Origin of the sequence: Actinomadura sp. NAK00032 (genome assembly GCF_013364275.1) — a bacterium.
Classification (GTDB): domain Bacteria; phylum Actinomycetota; class Actinomycetes; order Streptosporangiales; family Streptosporangiaceae; genus Spirillospora.
In genome coordinates, this window is the sequence record NZ_CP054932.1 from 7,238,588 (window position 1) to 7,260,714 (window position 22,127).

Annotated in this window: 23 protein-coding genes; 9 read left to right on the plus strand and 14 right to left on the minus strand. The window is 73.1% G+C overall.

What is annotated here, in order from left to right; genetic code table 11:
• Positions 1-176 precede the first annotated feature (176 nt).
• Both HUT06_RS33055 and HUT06_RS33060 read left to right on the plus strand, forming a co-directional pair.
• The gene (locus HUT06_RS33055; protein ID WP_176199282.1) at positions 177-431 is read left to right on the plus strand and encodes a WhiB family transcriptional regulator; all 255 of its coding nucleotides are present in this window, start codon (positions 177-179) and stop codon (positions 429-431) included.
• Positions 432-437: 6 nt separating this feature from the next.
• Positions 438-983: a hypothetical protein gene (locus tag HUT06_RS33060; RefSeq protein ID WP_176199283.1), complete on the plus strand. Its 546-nt coding sequence runs from the start codon at positions 438-440 to the stop codon at positions 981-983.
• Between the two features lie 25 nt (positions 984-1,008).
• On the opposite strand, the gene HUT06_RS33065 is transcribed toward HUT06_RS33060, so the two are convergent.
• The 5 genes from HUT06_RS33065 to HUT06_RS33085 all read right to left on the minus strand — a co-directional run bounded on the left by HUT06_RS33065 (position 1,009) and on the right by HUT06_RS33085 (position 5,880).
• Positions 1,009-1,833 (minus strand): ABC transporter ATP-binding protein, encoded by an 825-nt coding sequence (locus HUT06_RS33065; protein ID WP_176199284.1) that lies wholly within the window; start codon positions 1,831-1,833, stop codon positions 1,009-1,011.
• Positions 1,830-2,879: an iron chelate uptake ABC transporter family permease subunit gene (locus HUT06_RS33070; RefSeq protein WP_176199285.1), complete on the minus strand. Its 1,050-nt coding sequence runs from the start codon at positions 2,877-2,879 to the stop codon at positions 1,830-1,832. Before HUT06_RS33070 ends, HUT06_RS33065 begins: the two co-directional genes overlap by 4 nt.
• Complete coding sequence (locus HUT06_RS33075; RefSeq protein ID WP_176199286.1) at positions 2,876-3,919, minus strand: iron ABC transporter permease; 1,044 nt, start codon at positions 3,917-3,919, stop codon at positions 2,876-2,878. Before HUT06_RS33075 ends, HUT06_RS33070 begins: the two co-directional genes overlap by 4 nt.
• A complete protein-coding gene (locus tag HUT06_RS33080) occupies positions 3,916-4,953 on the minus strand; it encodes an iron-siderophore ABC transporter substrate-binding protein (RefSeq protein ID WP_254715510.1) in 1,038 nt (345 codons plus the stop codon). The genes HUT06_RS33075 and HUT06_RS33080 overlap by 4 nt, the downstream gene beginning before the upstream one ends.
• Before the next feature lie 156 nt (positions 4,954-5,109).
• Complete coding sequence (locus HUT06_RS33085; RefSeq protein WP_254715511.1) at positions 5,110-5,880, minus strand: AraC family transcriptional regulator; 771 nt, start codon at positions 5,878-5,880, stop codon at positions 5,110-5,112.
• Positions 5,881-5,926: 46 nt separating this feature from the next.
• On the opposite strand from HUT06_RS33085, the gene HUT06_RS33090 reads away from it, so the two are divergent.
• The gene (locus HUT06_RS33090) at positions 5,927-6,559 is read left to right on the plus strand and encodes a pyridoxamine 5'-phosphate oxidase family protein (protein ID WP_176199288.1); all 633 of its coding nucleotides are present in this window, start codon (positions 5,927-5,929) and stop codon (positions 6,557-6,559) included.
• Between the two features lie 18 nt (positions 6,560-6,577).
• On the opposite strand, the gene HUT06_RS33095 is transcribed toward HUT06_RS33090, so the two are convergent.
• Positions 6,578-8,440 (minus strand): helix-turn-helix domain-containing protein, encoded by a 1,863-nt coding sequence (locus HUT06_RS33095; RefSeq protein ID WP_176199289.1) that lies wholly within the window; start codon positions 8,438-8,440, stop codon positions 6,578-6,580.
• A 141-nt stretch (positions 8,441-8,581) separates the two neighbouring features.
• Between HUT06_RS33095 and HUT06_RS33100 the strand changes: the two genes are divergently transcribed.
• The gene (locus HUT06_RS33100) at positions 8,582-9,241 is read left to right on the plus strand and encodes a TetR/AcrR family transcriptional regulator (protein WP_176199290.1); all 660 of its coding nucleotides are present in this window, start codon (positions 8,582-8,584) and stop codon (positions 9,239-9,241) included.
• Here the strand turns inward: HUT06_RS33100 and HUT06_RS33105 are convergent.
• The 5 genes from HUT06_RS33105 to HUT06_RS33125 are packed head-to-tail and all read right to left on the minus strand — an operon-like array spanning position 9,205 to position 13,820.
• Positions 9,205-10,182 (minus strand): branched-chain amino acid ABC transporter permease, encoded by a 978-nt coding sequence (locus HUT06_RS33105; protein WP_217711563.1) that lies wholly within the window; start codon positions 10,180-10,182, stop codon positions 9,205-9,207. The two genes, HUT06_RS33100 and HUT06_RS33105, sit on opposite strands and share 37 nt — an antisense overlap.
• Positions 10,179-11,039 (minus strand): branched-chain amino acid ABC transporter permease, encoded by an 861-nt coding sequence (locus tag HUT06_RS33110; protein ID WP_176199292.1) that lies wholly within the window; start codon positions 11,037-11,039, stop codon positions 10,179-10,181. The genes HUT06_RS33105 and HUT06_RS33110 overlap by 4 nt, the downstream gene beginning before the upstream one ends.
• Before the next feature lie 12 nt (positions 11,040-11,051).
• Entirely contained in the window at positions 11,052-12,293 is a 1,242-nt protein-coding gene (locus HUT06_RS33115) for an ABC transporter substrate-binding protein (protein WP_176199293.1), read from the minus strand.
• Positions 12,294-12,346: 53 nt separating this feature from the next.
• Positions 12,347-13,048: an ABC transporter ATP-binding protein gene (locus HUT06_RS33120; RefSeq protein ID WP_176199294.1), complete on the minus strand. Its 702-nt coding sequence runs from the start codon at positions 13,046-13,048 to the stop codon at positions 12,347-12,349.
• Positions 13,035-13,820, minus strand: a complete 786-nt coding sequence (locus HUT06_RS33125; protein ID WP_176199295.1) for an ABC transporter ATP-binding protein — start codon at positions 13,818-13,820, stop codon at positions 13,035-13,037. Before HUT06_RS33125 ends, HUT06_RS33120 begins: the two co-directional genes overlap by 14 nt.
• Positions 13,821-14,092: 272 nt before the next feature.
• Here HUT06_RS33125 and HUT06_RS33130 point away from each other — a divergent pair, with 272 nt between their 5' ends.
• On the plus strand, positions 14,093-15,481 hold the full coding sequence (locus HUT06_RS33130; RefSeq protein ID WP_176199296.1) for a tannase/feruloyl esterase family alpha/beta hydrolase: 1,389 nt from the start codon (positions 14,093-14,095) through the stop codon (positions 15,479-15,481).
• Here HUT06_RS33130 and HUT06_RS33135 read toward each other — a convergent pair.
• Positions 15,474-16,382 carry a LysR family transcriptional regulator gene (locus tag HUT06_RS33135; RefSeq protein WP_176199297.1) on the minus strand — a complete coding sequence of 303 codons (909 nt, stop codon included), beginning with the start codon at positions 16,380-16,382 and terminating at the stop codon, positions 15,474-15,476. The two genes, HUT06_RS33130 and HUT06_RS33135, sit on opposite strands and share 8 nt — an antisense overlap.
• Positions 16,383-16,516: 134 nt before the next feature.
• Between HUT06_RS33135 and HUT06_RS33140 the strand changes: the two genes are divergently transcribed.
• Positions 16,517-17,704 carry a CaiB/BaiF CoA-transferase family protein gene (locus HUT06_RS33140; RefSeq protein ID WP_176199298.1) on the plus strand — a complete coding sequence of 396 codons (1,188 nt, stop codon included), beginning with the start codon at positions 16,517-16,519 and terminating at the stop codon, positions 17,702-17,704.
• A complete protein-coding gene (locus tag HUT06_RS33145; protein ID WP_176199299.1) occupies positions 17,705-18,973 on the plus strand; it encodes an SLC13 family permease in 1,269 nt (422 codons plus the stop codon).
• Between the two features lie 4 nt (positions 18,974-18,977).
• Here the strand turns inward: HUT06_RS33145 and HUT06_RS33150 are convergent, their stop codons facing one another.
• Complete coding sequence (locus tag HUT06_RS33150; RefSeq protein WP_176199300.1) at positions 18,978-20,162, minus strand: cytochrome P450; 1,185 nt, start codon at positions 20,160-20,162, stop codon at positions 18,978-18,980.
• Entirely contained in the window at positions 20,162-20,971 is an 810-nt protein-coding gene (locus tag HUT06_RS33155) for an SAM-dependent methyltransferase (protein WP_254715512.1), read from the minus strand. The genes HUT06_RS33150 and HUT06_RS33155 overlap by 1 nt, the downstream gene beginning before the upstream one ends.
• Positions 20,972-21,140: 169 nt before the next feature.
• Here HUT06_RS33155 and HUT06_RS33160 point away from each other — a divergent pair, with 169 nt between their 5' ends.
• Entirely contained in the window at positions 21,141-21,581 is a 441-nt protein-coding gene (locus HUT06_RS33160; protein WP_176199301.1) for an SRPBCC family protein, read from the plus strand.
• Positions 21,578-22,123: an NUDIX hydrolase gene (locus HUT06_RS33165; RefSeq protein ID WP_176199302.1), complete on the plus strand. Its 546-nt coding sequence runs from the start codon at positions 21,578-21,580 to the stop codon at positions 22,121-22,123. Before HUT06_RS33160 ends, HUT06_RS33165 begins: the two co-directional genes overlap by 4 nt.
• Positions 22,124-22,127: the final 4 nt, after the last annotated feature.

Below are 22,127 nucleotides of genomic sequence, written 5' to 3' on the forward strand. Positions count from 1 at the left end.
GGGGCATCACGACACAACGACCGGATAGGCCGGGCACCCGTGACACATCCGCGTCGATCACCGGCCCCCGGGCCGGGCGCCGCCCAGGGTCCCTCCCAGGCACGCACCCGGGTACCGCGCGCCCCCGTCCCGGCGACCGTGGATGGCGCAGAGACGTGAACGGCCCTGGAGCAACGATGACGAACCACTGGTCCGAGTCGGCGTCGTGCCGGTCGCTCGACCCCGAACTGTTCTTCCCGGTGTCCCGCGAGGCGGTGTACACGACGCAGATCGCACCGATCCGCCGGCTCTGCGCCGCCTGCCCCGTCGCGGGCCCCTGCCTGGAATGGGCGCTGGCCACGGGAGAGCCGCACGGCATCTGGGCGGGGACGACGCCGAGCGAGCGGCGCCGCATCCGCGCCACCCGGGGCCGGCGGCTGACGAGGGGATGAACGGGCATGGACGGTTCTGAGCGGCGGCTGACGGCGGCGGCCGCGCACTCGGCCGGGCTCCGGGCGCAGCGCCGGTCCGCGGACGCGCTCGCCGCCGCGCGGCACGAGGTCGACGAGTTGCCGGCCTGCGACGGCCCGGAGAACGTCCGGTCCCTGCAGCGCGCGGCCCGCGACATCATGACCGAGCACTGCGGCGTCGTCCGCGACGAGATGGGCCTGCGCACCGGGCTGGCGGAGCTGGACGCCCTCGAAGCGCGCAGCGGCGGCATCGGCGTCCACCCCGACAACGCGGGCTACCAGGACCTCGCGCACGCCTTCGGCCTGAAGTCCACCGTCCTCGCGGCGCGGGCGACGATGGAGGCGGCGCTGGAGCGGCGCGAGACCCGGGGCTGCCACAACCGCTCCGACTACCCGGCGCTGGACGAGTCGCTCCAGGTCAACCTGGTCTGGTCGGGGCCCGGCAAGCTGGAGCGCGAGGAGATCGCGCCGATCCCGGCGGAGATCGCCGCGCTGATGCGGGACGTCTCGTCCGACGGCAAGCTCGTGGAGTAGCCGGGCCCCCGGCGGCCTTCGCCGGCTAGCGCTCCGCCCGTGCTGCGGTGGGGTGGGTGTGGTGGCGGCCGATGGGGAGCATCAGGGGGCGCCCGGAGACCGGATCCTCGATGATGCGGCTGTCCAGGTCGAAGACGGTGCGCACGACCTCCTCGGTGAGGACGTCGGCCGGGGCGCCGCAGGCGTGCAGCCGGCCGCCGGCGAGGGCGATGAGGTGGTCGCCGTAGCGGGCGGCGAGGTTGAGGTCGTGCAGGACCATCACGATCGTGGTGCCGCGGTCGCGGTTCAGGTCGGTGAGCAGGTCCAGGACCTCGATCTGGTGGCTGGCGTCGAGGAAGGTGGTGGGCTCGTCCAGCAGCAGCAGGTCGGTCTGCTGGGCCAGCGCCATCGCGATCCACACCCGCTGCCGCTGCCCGCCGGACAGCTCGTCGACGGCGCGGTCGGCGAGGTCGGCGGTCCGCGTGGCCGCCAGGGCGGCGGCGACGGCGGCGTCGTCCTCGGTCTTCCACCGGGAGAAGACGCCCTGGTGGGGGTGGCGGCCCCGGCTGACGAGGTCGAGCACCGTGATGCCCTCGGGGGCGACCGGCGACTGCGGCAGCAGCCCGAGCGTGCGGGCGAGTTCCTTGGCGGGCATGCGGTGCACCTCCCGGCCGTCCAGCACGACCCGGCCCGTGCGGGGCGCGAGCAGCCGGGACAGGGAGCGCAGCAGCGTCGACTTCCCGCAGGCGTTCGCGCCGACGATGACCGTCATCTCGCCGGGCGGCACGGCCAGGTCGAGGGAGTCGATGACGGCGCGGTCGCCGTAGCCGAGGCTGAGGCCCTCGGCCGCCAGGGAGTGGGACGTGGTCACAGCGAGCCTCCGGCACGGTGGGTGCGGACGATCAGGTAGACGAGGTACGGCGCGCCGAGGACGCCGGTGACGACGCCGACCGGGTAGCGGGTGTCGAACGCGAACTGGCCGATGAAGTCGCCGGTCAGCACCAGCAGGGCGCCGACGAGCCCGGCGGGCAGCAGCGGGGAGCCGCCCGTCCCGATCAGGCGGGCCGCGATGGGGCCGGACAGGAACGCCACGAACGCGATCGGCCCGGCGGCCGCCGTGGCGAACGCGATCAGACCGGTGGCGGCGACGATCACCGCGATGCGGGTGCGCTCGACGCGGACCCCGAGCGCGGACGCGGTGTCGTCGCCGAGCCGCAGCGCCGACAGGTCCCGCGCCAGGAACAGCAGGGCCGGCGTGAGGACGGCCAGCGCCGCGACGGTCGGCACGACCTGCTCCCACGTCGTGCCGTTGAGGCTGCCGGTCAGCCAGCGCGTGGCCTCCTGGAGGTCCCACTCCCCCGCCCGCGACAGCACGTAGGAGGTGACGGCCTCGCCCATCGCGGCGACCCCGATGCCGATCAGGATGAGCCGCGTGCCGACCACGCCGTCCCGGAACGCCAGCACGTACATCAGCAGCGCGACGCCCAGCGCGGAGACGATCGCGAACACCGACACCTGCGTCCCGCCCAGGGAGAACACGACGATCGCGATGGACGCGGCGGCGCTCGCCCCGGCGCTGATCCCGATGATGTCGGGGCTCGCCAGCGGGTTGCGGAGCAGCGTCTGGAACGTGACGCCGCCGAGCCCGAACGCGAACCCGGCGGCGACGGCGAGGACGACGCGCGGCAGCCGGAGCCGCCCGACCGTGAACGACGCCCCGGGCACCTGCTCGCCGAAGACCACGCGGAGCACGTCGCCGGGCGGGTAGAACGTCTGCCCGACCATCAGCGTGACGGCGAACCCCGCGACGACCAGCGCCGCCAGCGTCCCGACGAGGGCGCGGCGCCGGGCCGCGCGCCTGCGGCGGCCGCTCGCGACGGCCCGGACGGCGGCGGGGGCGGGAGCGAGGGCGGTCACAGCTCACGCACCTTCCGGCTGCGGACGATGTGGATGAAGAACGGCGCGCCGATGACCGCCGTGACGATGCCGACCTCGATGTCCTGGGGCCGCGCCACCACGCGCCCGACCACGTCGGAGGCGGTGAGCAGCGCCGCGCCGGCGAGCACGGACGCCGGCAGCAGCCAGCGGTGGTCGACGCCGACGAGCAGCCGGCAGGCGTGCGGGACGATGAGGCCGACGAAGGCGATCGGCCCGGCGACGGCGGTCGCCGCACCGCACAGCACGACGGCGCCGAGCGAGGCCGTGGCGCGGATCAGGGTGACGCGCTCGCCGAGCCCGGCCGCGACCTCGTCGCCGAGCGCGAGCGAGTTCAGCGACCGCGCCGACAGCAGGCACACCGCGAGACCGGCGAGCAGGAACGGCAGCACCTGCCCGATCCGCTCGTAGGAGGCGCCGCCGACCCCGCCGACCTGCCACAGCCGGAAGCCCCCGGCGATGTCGTTGCGGGGCAGCACGACGGCGCTGACCAGCGACGCGAACGCCGCCGACGTCGCGGCGCCGGCGAGCGCGACCTTCAGGGGCGTGGCGCCGCCGCGCCCGAGCGACCCGACCCCGTAGACGAACCCCGCCGTGACCGCGGCGCCCGCCATCGCGACCCAGATGTACCCGACTGGCGAGGTGAGCCCGAAATAGGCGGCGCCGATGACGACGGCGAGCGACGCGCCCATGTTGACGCCGAGGATGCCGGGGTCGGCCAGCGGATTGCGGGTCACGCCCTGCATGACGGCGCCGGACAGGGCGAGCGCGGCGCCGAGCAGCACCGCGAGGAGCGTGCGCGGGATCCGCTTCGCGACGGCGGCCCGTTCGATGGTGTCGTCCGCGCCGCCGAGCGCGGCCCAGACGTCCGAGAGCGAGACGTCGCGCGAGCCGAGCACGACGGAGGCCGCCATCACGGCGGCCAGGACCGCGCCCGCGGCGACCAGCCACAGCACGCGCACGCGCGCCGGACGCCGCACGAGCGCGGCGTCCGGCGGACGTTCGGTTGCGACCGTCGTCACTTGACCTTGTCCGCTGCCGCGGCCAGGGCCTTCACGTAGTCCTCCAGGACCCACGAGATCGCGAGCGGGGTCGGGTTGGCGGCGGTGCCCGCCGGCGTCGTGCCCGACATCAGGTACATCGAGCCGCGCTTCACCGCGGGGATCTTCGACAGGAGCGGGTCCTTGGTCACCTTCGCGGCCAGCTTGGCATCGCCGTACCCGACGATGATGTCCACGTCGTCGAAGATGTCGATCTGCTCGGAGCTGCGCGTCAGCGCGAACTTGTCGGTGCCCTTGGACGCGTCCACGATGCTCTTCGGGAACGTCATCCCGAGGTCCTCGAAGAACAGCGTGCGGGTGTCGTGCGTCGTGTAGAAGCCGATCTGGCTGACGTCGTTCGGGTCGAGGTGCGTCATGAACATCGCCGACTTGCCCTTGAGCTGCGGGTACTTCGCGACGGCCGTCGTGATGTCGCCCTCGATGCCGGTGATGAGCTTCTCGCCCTCGGCGGCGAGCCCGAGCGGCTTGGCGTTCATGCGGACGACCTCGCGCCACGGCGTCGCCCACGGCGCGTCCGGGTAGGCGACGACGGGGGCGATCTGGCTGAGGGTGTCGTAGTCCTGCTTGGTCAGGCCCGAGTAGCCGGCGAGGATGACGTCCGGCTTGGTGTCGGCGACGGCCTCGAAGTCGACGCCGTCGGTCTCGTCGAACAGGACGGGCGTCTTGGCGTTCAGCTCCTTGAGGCGCTTCTCCACCCACGGCAGGACGCCGTCGCCGTTGTCGTCGCCGAAGTTCGCGGCGGCCATGCCGACCGGGACGACGCCGAGGGCCAGCGGCACCTCGTGGTTGGCCCAGTTGACCGTGGCGACCCGCTTCGGCTTCTCCTTGATGGTGGCCGTGCCGAGCGCGTGCTTGATCGTCATCGGGAAGGCGCTGCCCGACCCGCCGTCCGCGCCCGCCTCCTTGGCCGTCTCGGACGAGTCACCGCAGGCCACAAGGCCGCCCACCAGGACGGCCACCGCGGCGGCGATGCGAAGGCTGTGCAGACGTTTCACTCCGTGCTCCATGTCGGGAAAGCGGCAGGCCGGGAATTAGTTAGGTAAGCCTTGCCTTGGCCCGAACCTTAGAGTGGATGGGCGGAATGTCGCAATCACCCGTTTGGGACACCCGTTATCGCGATCGGGACACGGGAGCGCGGACGGAGCCGCGGCTCACCGCCCCCGGAACGTCCCCGGGGTCAGCCCGGTCGCCCGCCGGAACGCCACGCCGAACGCGCTGACCGAGCGGTAGCCGACCTCCTCCGCCACGGCCTCGATCTCCCAGCCCCGGCTGAGCAGCGCGACCGCGTGCCGGGCCCGCGCGATCGCCACCCACCGCCCGAAGCTGGTGCCGGTCTCGGCGTTGAACGCGCGGGTGATCGTGCGGCGGCTCACGCCGAGGCGGGACGCCCAGTCCGCCAGCGTCCGCCGGTCGCCCGGGTCGGCGCGGACCGCGTCGGCGATCGGGCGCAGCAGCTCCGACACCGGCATCCGCAGCAGCAGCTCGTGCTCGGACGGGGTGAGCACGTCGAGCACCATCGCCTCGGTCACCGCCCGCGACCCGGCCGGCAGGCCCGGCTCGGCGAGCCGCTCCAGCAGCAGCCGCAGCAGCGGGGTGATCTCCACCGAGACGGGCGTCGCGGCGATCGGGGACACGGCGTCGAAGCCGAAGAACGTCGCCCGGCAGCGGGTGCCGGCCGCCGCGGCGCCCGAGTGCAGCGTGCCGGCGGGCATCCACAGGCCGAGCGCCGGGGTGACCGTCCAGACCCGGGAGGCGACCTCGGCCGTGGACGCGCCCCGCTCGTTCCACAGCAGCTCGTGGAAGGGGTGGGAGTGCTCGTTCCAGGTGACGTCGCGGTCGAAGTCCTCGCTCCAGCACATGATGGCGAACGGCATCTCGACCGGCCCGGCGGCGAGGGCGGGCAGCGTGCGGGTCTCCTCCACGGCCTCGCCCCTCCCTTTTGGTTAGCCTTACCTTATAGTTCGTCGGATGCAGCCCTCTGAGATTCGCGCGGTGCGGAGCGAGGCCGAGCTCCGGGAGATCGTGCGGGAGCCGTCGCAGGTCATCTGGGACAAGGACATCGGCCGCATCGACGAGCACGCGCGCACGCTGATCGCCCATTCGCCGCTCGTCCTGCTGGCGACGTCGGACGCGGAGGGCACCTGCGACGTCTCCCCCAAGGGCGACCCGGCCGGGTCGGTCCTGGTGCTGGACGACCACCGCCTCGCGATCGCCGACCGCCCCGGCAACCACCGCGTCGACGGCTTCCGCAACGTGCTGCGCAACCCGCACGTCGGGCTGCTGTTCCTCGTGCCGGGGATGAACGAGACGCTGCGCGTGAACGGCCGCGCGACGCTCGTCTCGGACGCCCCGTTCTTCGACGACCTGGCCGTCAAGGGCCGGCGCCCGCGCCTCGCCCTCCTCGTCGAGGTCGACGAGCTCTACATGCACTGCGCGAAGGCGTTCCTGCGCTCGTCCCTGTGGCGGCCCGAGACCTGGCCCGACCGCGCGGAGCTGCCGACGCTCGGCCGCATCATGAAGGACCAGATCGACCTCAAGGGCGTCTCCGCCGAGCAGATCGACGCGGACCTCGCCGTCGACGCCGAGACCAACCGCTACTGAGCGGAGCCCCGGGCCGGGTCAGGCGTCGAGGGCGCGGCCGAGCCGGTGCAGCCGCAGCGCGAGCTGCACTTCGAGGGTGTGGTCCGGGCTGTTCCAGTCGACGCCCAGCAGGCGTTTGACCCGGTCGAGGCGCTGGGTGACGGTGTTCGGGTGGATGTGCAGCCGCTTCGCGCTGGCGACGAGGCTCTGCCCGGTGGCGAAGTAGGTGCCGAGGGTCTCCACCAGCATCGCCCCGCGCTGCGCGTCGTGCCGGATGACCGGGCCGAGCGTCCGCTCCACGAACCCGGTCGCGGACGCGCCGTCGCCGAGCAGCAGGCCGGCGTAGCCGAGGTCGCCGGCCGTGGCGGCGGTGCCCGCCCGGTCGAGCCGGAGCAGGGCGTGCGCGCAGGCCAGCGCCTCGGCGTAGGCGGCGGGCAGGTCGGCCGGGTCGTCCACCGGTCCGGCGGCGCCGACGGTGACCGGCGACCCGAGGCGCGCCGCCATCGAGCGCGCGATCCGGCGGCCCGTCAGCGACGGGTCGTCGGACGGGACGACCAGCACGGCCCGCCCGTCCCGCACGGTGCTCAGGCCGTCGCGGGCGGCGGCGAGGTCGGACGCCGCGGAGGCCAGGCCGCGCCGGTTCTCCGCCCGGATGTGCGCGACGACGACCGCGTGCCGCTTCTGCGGCTGGAAGCCGATCCGCAGCGCGCGCTCGGCGAGCGAGGAGTAGGTGCGGGGGTTCGGCGTGAGCAGGTCGTCGAGCAGCTCGCCGCGCACCCTGGCCTCGGCGGCGGCGAGGTTGCGGCCGAACAGCAGGAGCAGGGACGCGACGACGGCCGCGCGGCCGAGCAGCCGCCCGTCCAGGTCGCCGATCCCGGCGGCGGCGTCCGGCGGCGCCCAGACCAGCGCGCCGAGCCGCTCGGTGCCCGCCTCCAGGCCCGTCGCCCAGTACGTCCCGTCGTGGACGCCGCCGGCAGGCCCGCCGAAGCCGCCGCCCGCCGCGCCCGACATCTCCTTCAGCGCCTCGTCGGACGCGCCCGGCGTCCAGGCGACGGGCTGCTCGAACTCGTCGAACACGGCGAGCACGCCGCCGAGCTGGTCGCCCGCCGCGGTCACGACCTCCTGCACGCCGCCGCCGCGCAGCACGATGTCCATGGTCCGGTCGTGCGCCGCGAACGCCCGCTCCTCGGCGACCGTCCGCCGGCGCAGCGCCGCGTTCGCCAGCCGCAGCGCCGCCAGCTCCTGGTCCTTGCCGTGCCGCGACCGGGCCTGCTCGATCGCGGTCGCGGCGAGGACGGCGTACGAGCCGAGCAGCGCGATCGCGTCGTGCGGGAACGGCCCCGGGCTGCGGTTGGAGGCGAAGAGCACGCCGAGGACGGCGCCGGCGCGCAGCGGCACCCCCACGATCGACACCTGCCGCTCCGCGCGGACCGAGGCGTCCACGGCGGCGTCGTGCGCCAGCCGCTCGTCGCTGAAGTAGTCGGACGTCGAGAACGGCGTGCCGGTGGCGGCGACCCGGCCGCCGACCCCGACCCCGAACGGGATCCGGACGTCCTTCCACGCCGAGGACGTCGCACCGACCATCACCCGCATCCGGGTCGACCGGTCCGCGTCGTCGTTCAGGCTGAGGTAGGCCATGTCGCAGCCGAGCAGCCGCTGCGCCCGGCTCACGATCAGGGTGAGGATCGCGTCGGGGTCGCCGCGGTCCTGCGCCAGCTCCGTCGCGCACTCCACCAGCGCCCGCTGCTGCTCCTGGCGGGCGCGCTGCTTCTCCAGCGTGTCGCGCAGCCGGAGCGCGAGCGTGTGCTCGGCCTGCAGATGCTCGATCTCCTCGGGCGAGGCGGCGGCGGCCACCGCGCCGCGCAGGACGTCGTCGTACCGGGGCAGCGGTGCGCCGTCCACGAGAAGCCGGAGAAAACTGCGCCCTGCCACGACCCCTCGCTTCCGCTTGCTGATGCTCGGGAAATGAGTAAGCGCATAGTCACCGAGTAGGATGCCGCTGTCAAGAGCGCCCGGCCGCGCCGGGAGGAGGCGGGGGACGCGATGGCCAGACGGCAGGCCCGCTTCACCGCCCGGGACCTGGCGGACGATCCCCGCCTGCGCGACCACTCGCCCGAGCTGTGGCGGGCCGGCCTCGGCGCGGTGCCGCGCGGCCTGCTGACCGCGGCGGTGCGGTGCTTCGCCGCCAACGGCTACCACGCCACGACCACCCGCGACATCGCCGAGGGCGTCGGGCTCAGCCCGGCCGCGCTGTACGTCCACTTCCCGTCGAAGGAACTGGTCCTCTACGAGATCATCAGGGCCGGCCACGAGCGGGTGCTGGCCCGCGTCCAGGACCCGTCGGTCAGCGGAGCCGACGACGCGGCGGACCGGCTCGGCGCCGTCGTCTCCGCGTACACGGCCTGGCACGCGCGCCACCACGTGGCCGCCCGCGTGTGCCAGTTCGAACTCACCGGCCTCACCGCCGAGCACTACGACGAGGTGCTGGAGCTGCGCCACCGGACCAACGCGTTCTTCCGCGACGCCGTCGCGCGCGGTGTCGCCGACGGGTCGTTCGCGCCGGTCGACGTCAAGCGGGTCACGCGCGCGATGCTGTCGCTCAGCATCGACCTCGTCCGCTGGTACCGGCTCGACGGCCCCGACACCCCGGAGCGGCTCGGCGAGTTCTACGCCGGCCTGGCCCTGCGGATGGTCGCCCGCTGACGCCGGCCCCGCCGGACCGCCCGCAGGTGCCGGGCCGTCCCCCAGATGCCGCGGCGGAACAGCAGCACGATCACGATGAAGATCAGTCCGGTGACGATCCCCGTCTCCTGGAACCCGGCGGTGGCCAGGTAGTCCTGGAGCTGGACGACCAGCGCCGCGCCGATCGCGCCGCCCCACAGCGTGCCGATGCCGCCGAGGACGACCATCATCACGGCCTGCCCGGACGTCGTCCAGTACACCCCTTCGAGGGACGCGAACCCGTGGCCGATGGCGAACACGCCCCCGGCCAGGCCGGAGAGCCCGGCTGACAGGACGAAGGCCAGCAGCCGGTAGCGGTCCACGGGATAACCGAGGGCGCGTGCCCGGTTCGGGTTGTCGCGGATGGACACCAGCACGCGCCCGAACGGCGACCTGACGATCCGCCAGGCGGCGAACATCCCCGCCAGGACGAACGGCAGGCCCGCGTAGTAGAAGTAGAACGGCTCGGACAGGTCGAGACCGAACAGCTCCCTGGGGATGCCTTGCAGGCCGTTCTCGCCGCCCGTCGCGTCCCGCCACTGGTTGGCGATGAAGTAGACCATCTGCGCGAAGGCGAGCGTGACCATCGCGAAGTAGATGCCGGTCAGGCGCACCGACAGGAAACCGATCGGGACGGCCAGCAGCGCCGCGAACACCGCGCCGCCGATGATCGCGACGGGGAACGGCAGTCCGGAGTGCAGGGCGATCAGGCCGGTCGCGTAGGCGGAGCCGCCCCAGAAGGCGGCGTGGCCGAACGAGAGCAGGCCGGTGAAGCCGAGCAGGAGGTCGACGGCGGCGGCGAACAGCGCCCAGCAGGCGATGTCGAGCGCGACCGGCGGGTAGATGAACCAGGGCAGCGCGAGCGCCGCCAGCAGCCCGGCCGCGAGCAGGACGGGCCGTCCGGCGAGCTTGGAGAGGATCACAGCGCCTCCTCGCGTCCGAACAGGCCGGCCGGGCGCCACAGCAGCACGGCGGCCATCAGGATGAACACCAGCGTCTGCGACAGCGACGGCACGTAGTAGTTGCCCAGCGCCGACACCAGCCCGACCGCGAACCCGGCCGCGACCGACCCGAACACCGACCCCAGCCCGCCGATCACCACCACCGCGAACACGGTGATGATCAGATCGGACCCCATCAGCGGGTTCACCGCCCGCATCGGCGCGGCCAGCACCCCGGCGAACCCGGCCAGCGCGATCCCGAACCCGAACACCGGCGTCACCCACCGGCCCACATCGATGCCCAGCGCCCGCGACAACTCCGGCTTCTCGGTCGCCGCACGCACGATCATCCCCACCCGGGTACGGGTCAGCACCACCCACACTCCACCGCACACCAGCACGGACGCACCTAGAACGAACACCTGATACGCCGGATAGGTGAACAACCCCAGGTTCACCGTGCCGCCGAGTTGGGACGGCCTGGGGTACGGCTGGGAGTTGACCCCGTACTGCCGTTTCACCAGGTCCTGCAAGATGAGCGCCAGCCCGAACGTGAACAGGAAGTTGTAGAGCGGATCCAGCGGGGTCAGCCGCCGGATGAACGCCCGCTCCAGGACGATTCCCGCCGCGCCCAGCGCCAGCGGCACCACCACGAGCGCCAGCCAGAAGTTCAGGCCGAGCGAGTCCAGCGCGATGAACGCCCCGAACGCGCCGAGCATGTAGAACGCGCCATGGGCGAGGTTGACGACGCCGAGCATTCCGAAGATGACGGCCAGGCCGAGGGCGAGCAGGGCGTAGAACGCCCCGCCCACCAGGCCGTTGAACGCCTGTTGCAGCACGTCAGACCCGCCTCACAGCTTGCAGGCCGGGTCCGGCTGCGGCTGGAACGCCTCCGCCGCCGGGACGGTCTTGAGGACCTTCTCGTAGTCCCAGGGCTCCTTGACCTCGCTCGCCGGCTTGACCTGCGACAGGTATGCGTCGTGCAGCAGCAGGTGGTCCGCGGCGCGGATGGTGGCGTTGCGCGCGAACATGTCGTCGATCTTGGCGCCCTCCAGCTGCGCGACCACCTCGTCCGGCTTGTCGGTGCCGGCGCGCTGCACGGCCTCCAGGTACTGCAGGGCGGCCGAGTAGTTGGCGCCCATGTTGGACGTGGGGCGCTTACCGGTCTTGGCCTGGAACTTGTCGGCCCACGCGCGGGACCTCTCGTCGAGGTTCCAGTACCACATGTCGGTGTGCTGGACCCCGGCCAGCGCGTCCGGTCCGAGCGAGTGGATGTCGCTGAGGGACAGCAGCCCGACCGCGAGGCGGACGCCCTTGTCGCGCAGCTTGTACTCGTTGTACTGCTTCACCAGGTTGACCAGGTCACCGCCCGCGTGCATGGTGCCGATGACCTGCGGCTTGGGGTCGAGGTTGGGCGCCTTCAGCAGGAACGTGGAGAAGTTGTCGTTCGGGAACGGCGTCGGATCGCTCTTGACCACCGTCCCGCCGGCGCCCTTGATGGCCGTGCCGAACGTCTTCTGCATGTCCTGCCCGAACGCGTAGTCGGGGTAGACCATGTACCAGTTCTTCAGGCCGTCCTTGGTGACCTCGGAGCCCGTCCCGTTGGCGAGCATGTAGCTGTTGTAGCCGTAGTGGAAGGTGTACTTGTTGCACTGCTTGCCCTCCAGCTCGGTGCTGGCGGCGCCGACGTCGATGAACACCTTCTTCTTGTTCTTCGCGATGGTGGCGACGGCGAAGGCCGCGGACGAGGTCGGGACGTCCACGATGAGGTCGGCCTTCTTGCGGTCGTAGAGCTCCTGCGCCTTGGAGTTGGCGATCTCCGGCTTGTTCTGGTGGTCGGCGGCCTCGACCTCGATCTTCTCGGCCACCGCCTTGCCGCCGTACTTCGCCCGGTAGTCGGCGACCGCCATCCTGACCGCCTCGACGGTCGCGCGGCCGGAGGTGTCGGCGTAGATGCCCGACGCGTCGTTCAGAACGGCCAGCACCACCTTGCCGTCGCTGATCTTGCCTCCGCTCCCGCCCGGCCCGCCCGCGCACCCCGCCAGCAGCAGCCCGGTCGCGGCCAGGCCGCAGCTCCAGCCCATGATCCTCATTCAGGCGTCTCCTCTGTTCCCAACGGTTCGGCGAGTCGGCTTCGGGGGCACGGTCAGATCCCGAGGTAGTCGAGAAGTTCGTGCTCGCGCTCGCGGACCTGGCCGCTGTCGAGCGACTCGACGACCCGGCCCTCGGCGAGCAGGTAGTGGCGGTCGGCGACGGTGGCGGCGAAGTGCACGTTCTGCTCGATCAGCAGGACGGTCACCCCGGCTGCCTTGACCTCGCGGAGGATGTCGCCGATCTGCTGGACGATCAGCGGCGACAGGCCCTCGGTCGGCTCGTCGCACAGCAGCAGCTGCGCGCCCGTCCGCAGCACCCGCGCCAGCGCGAGCATCTGCTGCTCACCGCCCGACAGCTTCGTCCCGGGGAACCGCCGCCGCTCCTTCAACCGCGGGAACGTCTCGTACACCCGCTCCAGCGACCACGGGTCCGAGCCCATGCGCGGCGGCAGCGTGAGGTTCTCCTCGACCGAGAGCGTGGCGAAGATGCCACGGTCGTCCGGCACGTAACCAAGGCCGCGTCGGGCGCGCTTATGCGGGCTCAAGGCACGCATGTCCTCGCCGCTCAGCGTGACCGTGCCCGTGGTTCTGCCTTGGGAGCCGTGCAGTCCCATCAGGCAGCGCAGGAGCGTGGTCTTGCCGGCGCCGTTGCGTCCGACGAGCGTCACGATCTCGCCCTTGTCAACGTGCAGGGACACATCACGCAGGGCTTGCGCCTCGCCGTACCAGGCCGACAGTCCGTCAACGCGCAGCATGGGAGTCCCCCAGATAGGCAGTGACCACACGCGGGTCATGACGGATCTCGGCATACGGCCCCTCGACCAGGACCTGACCGTGCTGAAGCACCGTCACCCGGTCCGCCAGGCTCGCCACCACGCTCATGTTGTGCTCGACCAGAACCACCGTCCGCCCGGCCCGTATCTTGCGGACGAGGGCGATGGTGCGTTCCACGTCCTCCACTCCCATGCCGGCGGTCGGCTCGTCCAGCAGCAGGACCTTGGGGTCGAGGGCCAGGGCGAGCGCCAACTCCAGCGCGCGCTTGCTGCCGTACGACAGGGAGCCCGCCGGGACGTCCGCCTGCTCCTCCAGCCCGACCTGGGCGAGGAGTTCCCCGGCGCGCCCGGCGAAGCGGTCGAGCGCCCGGTCCGAGCGCCAGAACCGCCAGCCGAGGCCGGTGCCGCTCGCCAGCGCCAGCTCCATGTGCCGGCGCGGGGTCTGCTCGGCGAACAGGCTGGTGATCTGGAACGAGCGCGCCACACCGAGCCGGGTGATCGCCTCCGGACTCCGCCCCGCCAGCTCATGCCGCCCCAGCCGCACACTGCCCGCGCTCGGCTTCAAAAACCCCGTCAGCAGATTGAACAACGTCGTCTTGCCCGCACCGTTCGGCCCCACCAGCGCGTGCACGGACCCCTCCCCCACATCCAGGTCCACACCGTCCACCGCCCGGAAACCGCGGAACTCCCGGACCAGACCCCGCGCCTCCAAAACCGGGGCCGGAGCCGGGGCCTGCGGGACGGGATCGCCCATCCGCCCTCCTCACGCGTCATGGCGTGACCCGCGCCACACCCGGGCCGCCGTGACCGTGAACGCTAGGCGGCGGCCGGGGCGGCGAACCAGGTGACCGGGCACATATTCGGGCGCTCCGCTATGAGGCCGCGCACATCGGCAGGCCCGAGGCACCACAGGACGCGGGCCAAGAGTGTGCTCGGGAACGTGGCCCCGCCGTCCGCCGGTCGCTCAGCATGGCTTCTCGCACGGGGCCGACCGGCGAGCCCCGTCCCGCCCCCCGGAGGCCGCACATGCCCGTCGTCCGCAGATCCTGCGTCGTCTCGGCCCTGCTGGGGCCGCTGCTGGCCGTCCCCCTGGTCGCGGTGGCCGTCCCGTCCGCGCAGGCCGACGCCCGCTGCGCCCGCATGGACCGGGTCCGCGTCCCCGGTGCGCAGCGGCAGGTCGCCGCCTGCCTGGACGACCTGACCACCGCCGGCACGGTCGCCTCCGGCCACACCGTCCCCGCCCAGTGGACGGGACTGCACGCGGCCGCCACGAAGAACCCGAGCGGCGTGCCGGGCGTCCAGATCGACGGCTACTTCCGGGACGACTCCTCGTTCAACACCACCCACGGCTGGAACCACGACTCCCAGTTCGTGATCCGGCTCCCGGAGCGGTGGAACGGCGGGCTGGTGGTCTCCGGGGCGCCGGGGACGCGGCTCCAGTACGCCAACGACTTCACCATCTCCGACTGGGTGCTGGCGAAGGGGTACGCGTTCGCCTCCACCGACAAGGGCAACAACGGCGCGACGTTCTTCAAGGACGGCCGCCGCCCCGGCGACGCCATAGCCGAGTGGTACCGCCGGATGACACAGCTCACCGTCGCCGCCAAGACGACCGTGGCCCGCCACTACGGCAGGCCCCTGCGCAGGACGTACGCCGCCGGCATCTCCAACGGCGGCCAACTCGTCCGCAAGGCCCTGGAAGACCACCCCGAGCTGTACGACGGCGGACTCGACTCCGAAGGCACGTACTGGCCGCGCGACGGCGGCAACAACGCGCTGGTCTACCTGCCGGTGGCGCTGCGCACCTACCCGAAGTACGCGGCGACCGGCGACCCGGCCGCGCATGCCGCGATGCTGAAGGCCGGCTTCGCCCCGGGCTCGGAGTTCCTGTGGGACTTCAACTACAGCGTCCTCTGGGACAACACGCAGCGCATCTACCGCGAGGAGGTCGACCCGGCCTACGACGGCGCCCTGGAGGCGGGCGTCCCCTACTGCGAGAGCGGCACGCCGAACTGCGACACCGACTACCGCTACTACGCGCGTCCCAAGAGCGTCCACAGGGCGGTGAAGCGGCTCGGGATGACCGGCCGCATCGGCAAGCCGCTGATCACGGTGCAGGGAACCCTGGACACGCTCCTGCCGATCAAGGTCCACGGCGACGCCTACGACCGCAAGATCAGGGAGCAGGGCCGGGGCGCGCTGCACCGCTACTACCGGATCGAGGGCGCCTCCCACCTGGACCTCGAATACGACATGTTCCCGGACCGGATGCGCCCGCTGCTGCCCTGCATGCGGACGGCGTTCGACGCCCTCGAACGCTGGACGGCCCCGCGCGGCGGCCAGGCGCCCCCGCCGAGCACGACCGTCCCGCGCCGGACGTCCGGGAACGTGGTCGACACCTGCGCGATCAGCTGACCCCGGGCGGCTCCGCCCCGCGTCCGGCGAGCCCGTCCGCCTCCGCGCGGATGAGCCGCCGGACGATGAGCGCGGACGGCGAGGGCCGCCCGTCCCGCCGCTGGGTCAGGCACAGCTGGACGGGCGGCGCGTCCCGCAGCGGCAGCCAGACCAGGCCCGCGATGTCGGCCGAGGTGGGGAAGCGGGCGAGGACGCCGAGCCCGGCCCCCTGCGCGACCATCACCTTGACGGTGCGCGCCGACATGGCCTGGACGACGACGTCGGGTTCGGCGACGTGCCGGTGCAGCGTCTCCCACATCACCGTGCCCGCCCGCATGGTGACGATCGGCCAGGTCCCGAGGTCGCGCCAGTGGACCTGCCCGCGCCCGGCGAGCGGATGATCGGTGCGGACGAAGATCCCGAGCGGGGCGGAGACGAGCGGCGTCCTGCTCAGCCTCGGCGCCGCCGGGCTCTGCGGCATGGTGACGACCCCGAAGTCCAGCTCGCCGTCGAGCACGGCGTCCTCGATCGCGCCCGAGGCGCCCTCGCGGACGCCGAACCGCAGCCCCGGATGCCGCTCCCGCAGCCGCCCCACCACTGGGGCGATGATCGTCTCCGCGGCCACCGAGACGCCGCCGATCTGGACCCGGCCCCGGTAGGCGCCGCTCGTCTCCATCGCCGACGCGCGCACCGCGTCCTCGGCGGCGACGAGCCGGCCGAGCGGCTCGATCAGCGCCTGGCCGGCCGGTGTCGGCCGCACGCCGTGCCGGCCGCGGGTGAGCAGGACGACGTCGAGCTCCTCCTCCAGCAGCCCGATCTGCTGCCCGATCGCGGGCTGGCTGACGCCGCACCGGGCGGCGGCCGCGCGCAGCGACCCGGTCTCGACGGCGGCCAGGAAGTACCGCGCCCGTTCGACACGCATCGGTCGACTATAGAAGCAGAACCTTTCACCCGTGAGCGGAGAACGCGTCTTCCCCGGCAGGTCGCCGCCGGTGCATTGTTCCGTAGGTCGGTTATGCGACCTGCCCGAACGTCCGCCCGTGAAAGGAATCCCCGGTGCCTGACGGTCCGCTGAGCGGAGTGCGCGTCCTGGACGTGTCGACGATCCTGGCCGGCCCCCTGGCGTCCTCGCTGCTCGGCGAGTTCGGCGCCGAGGTGATCAAGATCGAGCATCCCGTCGAGGGCGACCCGGCGCGCCGCTACCCGCCACTGGAGGACGGCGAGTCGGCCGCCTGGGCGATGCTGGCCCGCGCCAAGCGGAGCGTCACGATCGACCTGCACCGCCCCGAGGCGGCGGACCTCGTCGGGCGGCTGGCCGCCGCCGCGGACGTCGTGGTGACCAACTTCCGCCCGGCGGCGCTGCGCCGCTTCCGCATCGACTTCGACGACCTGCGGACGTACCGGCCGGACCTGGTGATGGTGCACGTGAGCGCGTTCGGGCGCACCGGCCCCTACGCCGACCGGCCCGGCTTCGCCCGCGTCGCGGAGGCGTTCGCGGGCCTCACCCACCGGACCGGCGACCCGGACCGGCCGCCGGTCTTCGCGGGCTACCCCGTGGCCGACGGCGTCACCGGCGTCTACGCCGCGTTCGCGGCCATGCTCGCCCTGCGGCAGCGCGACCGCACCGGCGAGGCGCAACTCGCCGACATCCCCCTCTACGAGCCGCTGCTGCGGATGATGGAGGACTTCATCGTCGAGTACGGCGCCACCGGCGAGAGCCGTGGGCGCCAGGGCAACCAGAACCCGCACATCAGCCCGAACAGCCTCTACCGGACCCGCGACGGCCGCTGGCTGGCGCTGCCCGCCTCCACCGAGCAGATGTGGCGCCGGCTCGTCGCGGTCATGGACGCCCCCGACCTCGCCGTCCACGACTCCATGACCGCCCGGCTGGAGCACCGCGAGGAGATCGAGGCGCGGGTCGCCGCGTTCGTCGCCGCCCGCGACCTCGACCCGCTGATGGCGCTGCTGCGGGACGCCGGGGTCGCGGCGGGCCCGGTGAACTCGGCGGCCGACATCTGCGCCGACCCGCACATCCGCGCCCGCGGGTCGGTGGTGGAGGTGCTGGACGAGCGCACCGGCCGCCGCCGCCTCATGCAGGCGCCGGCCGGCCGCTTCTCCGGCTTCGGCGCCGTCATCGGCGGCGCCGCGCCGGCCCTCGGCGAGCACACCGCCGAAGTACTGCGCGACCTCGCCGGGCTCGGGGACCCGGAGATCGCCGATCTGCGCCACCGAGGAGTGGTCTGAATGGCAACCCTGTCCATCATCGTGCTGGTCGCCCTGTTCGCGGCGACCCTTCTCCCCGCGTTCGACCTCGGGCTCGGCGCGCTCGCCGCCGCGTTCCTGCTCGGCCTCGCCGCCGACGTCGCCACCGACGAGGTGACGGGCTTCTTCCCCGCCGACTTCTTCGTGCTGATCGTCGGGGTGACCGCCCTGTTCGCGGTCGCCCACCTCAACGGCACCCTGGACTGGCTCCTCGACCTGCTGCTGCGGCTCGTCCGCGGGCGGCTCGTGCTCATCGTGCTGGTCCCGTTCGTCATCGGCGCCGTGCTCACCGCGGTCGGCACGCTGCCCGCCGCCGCGACCGCCATCGTGTCCCCGATCGCGCTGGGCTTCGCCGCCCGGTACCGGATCTCGCCGCTGATCGCCGCCGTCCTCGGCATCACCGGGATCATCGGCGGGCTGCTGTCGCCGCTCGCCGTCTACGGCGTCACCGCGCGGGAGCTGAGCGAGAAGCAGGGCATCGCGCTGCCGGGCTCGGCGCCGCTGACGTTCCTGCTCGGCGGCCTGGTCACCGGGCTGGTCGTGTGCGCGGCCCTGCTGGTCGTCGGCACCCGCACGGGCGCCGTGCCGCCGGGCCGGATCACCGCCCCGCCCCAGGCCCTCACCTCGGACGGCCCCGCCGCGCCGGCGCCGGCGGGCACGCGCGAGGGGGCCGGGGCCCGCGCCCTGACGGTCGCCTGCCTGCTCGCGGTCGTCGCGCTCTCGGTCGGCTTCGACATGAACGTGGGCTACCTCGGCCTGACCGCGGCGCTGGTGCTGCAACTGGCGCTCCGGCTGCCGTCCGGCGAGATCCTGTCGCGGATCCCGTGGAACGTCGTCCTGCTGATCGGCGGCCTGCTGACCTACGTCGGCCTGATGCAGCACCTCGGCGCGTTCAAGCAGATCAGCGACCTGCTCAGGGTGGGCGGATCGCCGCTGCTCAGCCTGCTGGTGCTGTGCTACATCGCCGGGGTGACCTCGTTCGCCGCCAGCTCCATCGCGGTGTTCATCACGACGATGCCGCTGCTGCCCCCGCTGGTGGCCGACGGCGTGTCCCCGGTCGGCGGCGTGCTCGCCCTCGCGCTGGCCTCGGTGCTGGTCGACATCAACCCGCTCGGCATCACCGGCGGCCTGATCCTCGGCGCCGCCGAACCCTCGGCGCGGCCCCGCCTGTTCCGCCAGCTCCTGGTCTACGGCCTCGTCTCGATCCCCATCGCGCCGTTGCTCACCTGGCTCGCGTTCGGCTGGTGGTGACGGATCAGACGCGGACGGGCAGGGCGACCAGGCCTCTGACGATGGAGCCGGTGCGGTGGTGCCGCAGATCATCAGCCGGGACGGCGAGGGCCAGGTCCGGGAAGCGGTCGAGCAGGCCGCCGATGGCGATCTGGCCCTCCAGGCGGGCCAGCGGCGCGCCGAGGCAGAAGTGGAGCCCGTGGCCGAAGGCGACGTGCCGCTTGGGGGCGCGCGTCACGTCCAGCCGGTCGGGGTCGTCGAACACGGCCGGGTCGCGGTCGGCCGCGCCGAGCGAGACGTGCACCCAGGCGCCCTTCGGGACGAAGGTGCCCGCGATCTCCAGGTCCTCCAGGGCGATGCGCTGGCTGGCCCGCTCGACCGGGCCGTCGTAGCGCAGCAGCTCCTCGATCGCGGACGGCAGCAGCTCGGGCCGGGCCCGGAGCAGTTCCGCCTGCTCGGGCTCCCGGAGCAGTGCGAGCACGCCGTTGCCGATGAGGTTGACCGTGGTCTCGTGCCCGGCGATGAGCAGCAGCGCGATGGCGGCGAGCAGCTCGGGTTCGGTCAGCGCGGCGTCCCCGTCGCGGGCGCCGATCAGCGCGCTGACCAGGTCGTCCTCCGGGCGGGCGCGCCGCTCGGCGATGACCTCGGTCAGGTAGCCGTTGAAGGCGCGGGCGACCTCGCGGCGGTGGGCGCGGGCCTCGGAGGTCAGCGCCGGGACGGTCAGCACGGCCGTCCACTCGCGGAACCGGGCCCGGTCGGAGGCGGGCACGCCGAGCAGCTCGCAGATGACCTGCACCGGCAGCGGGACGGCGAGGTCCTCGATGAGGTCCGCCGCGCCGCGCGCCGCGATGCCGTCCAGCAGCCCGCCGGCGATCTCCTCGACGCGGGGCCGCAGCCGCTCCACCCGCCGGGACGTGAACGCCTTGGCCATCAGCCCGCGCAGCCGGGTGTGGTCGGGCGGGTCCATGGCGAGCATGGTGCCGCCGAAGAACTGCTCGCCGTTCACCGGGACGGCGCTGTGCGCGACGTCCTTGGACAGGCGCGGATCGCTCAGGGCCGCGCGGCCGTGCTCGTGGTCGACCACCAGGAACGCGGTGGCCCCCTCGGGGAAGTCGATCGGATGGACCGGCCCGGAGGCCCGCAGCTCCGCGTAGGCGGAGTACGGGTCCTCGCTGAACGCCCGGCTGAACAGGAACCCGAGCGGCAGCATCACACCACCCGTCCGACGGCGGCGAGGAACCCCGGCCGGGACATGTCGGACCCGAACGGCTCGGCGTCCTCCCGCCAGTCGGCGACCTGCACCACGCCGGGGCCGACCAGCTCGGTGCCCGCGAAGAGCGCCGCCACCTCGCCGGCCCCGCGCGGGATGATGTCGCCGGCCCCGGTCCTGCCGTAGGCGGAGCGCACCTGGTCCTCGACGTCCTGCGTGACCTCGCCCCGGTGGCCGTGCGTGACGGCCAGGAAGCTGCCGGGCGCCAGCGGCGCGCGCAGCCGCGCCACGATGTCGGCGGGGCGCTCCTCGTCCGGGATGAAGTGCAGGATGGCCAGCAGCAGGAGCCCGACCGGCTGCGCGAAGTCGATCCGCGCCTTGACCTCGGGGTGGCCGATGATCGTCTCCGGCTCGCGCAGGTCGGCCTGGACGACGGTGGTCAGCGGGTTGTCGGCCAGCAGCGCCCGCGCGTGCGCGAGGACGATGGGGTCGTTGTCGACGTAGATGACGCGGGAGCCGGGCGCGGCCCGCTGCGCCACCTCGTGCACGTTCTCCTGCGTCGGCAGCCCGGACCCGACGTCGAGGAACTGCCGCACGCCGCGCGCGGCCATCATCGTCACGGCACGCGACAGCAGCGCGCGGTTGGCGCGGGTGAACTCCAGGACGTTCGGCATGGCCGCGACCACCTGGTCGGCGGCGGCGCGGTCGGCGGCGAAGTTGTCCTTGCCGCCGAGGTAGTAGTCGTACATCCGGGCGACGCTGGGGGTCTCGGGGTCGATCACCCACTCCGGATGATGCTCACCGCTCACGACGGACCTCCCCTGCCGGGTATCGATCGCACGATTCTAGGGGTGCGATCCACCCGATTTTCGATCTTCGGTAACTCCATGGGATGGTCCAGGAAAAATGCCTGGTAAAGGCGCCGACACGTCCGGGGGCCCGGCACCGCCGGTCCGGCGCGGTGGGAGGATGGGCCGCATGGGAAAAGTCGTGGTCACCGCGGAAGCGACCTTGCAGGCGAGCCCGGCGCGGGTGCTCGACGCGCTCGGCGACTACACGGGCGTCCGGTCCCGGATGCTGACCGAGCACTTCAGCGAGTACGAGGTGCGGGAGGGCGGCCAGGGCGCGGGCACGGTCGTGCACTGGAAGCTGGCGGCGACCAGCAAGCGGGTGCGCGACTGCCTGTTCACCGCGAGCACCCCCGATGAGAGCCGGCTGGTCGAGCGGGACGCCAACTCGTCCATGGTCACCACCTGGACGGTCTCCCCGGCGGACGGCGGCGCGCGCGTCCAGGTCACGACGACCTGGGACGGCGCGGGCGGCATCGGCGGGTTCTTCGAGCGCACCTTCGCCCCCAAGGGCCTGCGGAGCATCTACGACGCGCAGCTGGCCAAGCTGAGCACCGAAGTCGCCACATGACGAGTGCGCCGCCCGGCGGCCGCACCGCCGGCGATCCGGCGCCCGGCGAGCACTACCGCAGGCGCACCGCCCGGGTGCTGCTCGTGGACGACGCCGACCGCGTCCTGCTGTTCCGCTGGCCGCTGACCGCCGGCGACCCCGGGGCGGGGTACTGCTGGATCACTCCGGGCGGCGGCGTCGAGCAGGGCGAGACGCTGCGCGTCGCGGCGGCCCGCGAGCTGCGCGAGGAGACCGGCCTGGCCGTCTCCCCCGGCGACCTCGGCCCGCGGGTCGCCGTGACCTCCGGGCACGCCGACCTCGGCTGGGCCGAGGGCCTGTTCCGGGACGACTTCTTCTTCTACCGCACGGCCGCCGGCGACATCGACACCGCGGGGTTCACCCAGATCGAACGCGAACTCGTCGGCGCCCACCGGTGGTGGACGCTGGGCGAGCTGGCCGGCGCGCGGGAACCGGTCTACCCGTTCGGACTCGCCGAGCTGCTCACCGGCCTGCTCTCCGGCACCGTCCCGGCCGAGCCCGTCCGCCTCCCCTGGCACCACTGAGCGC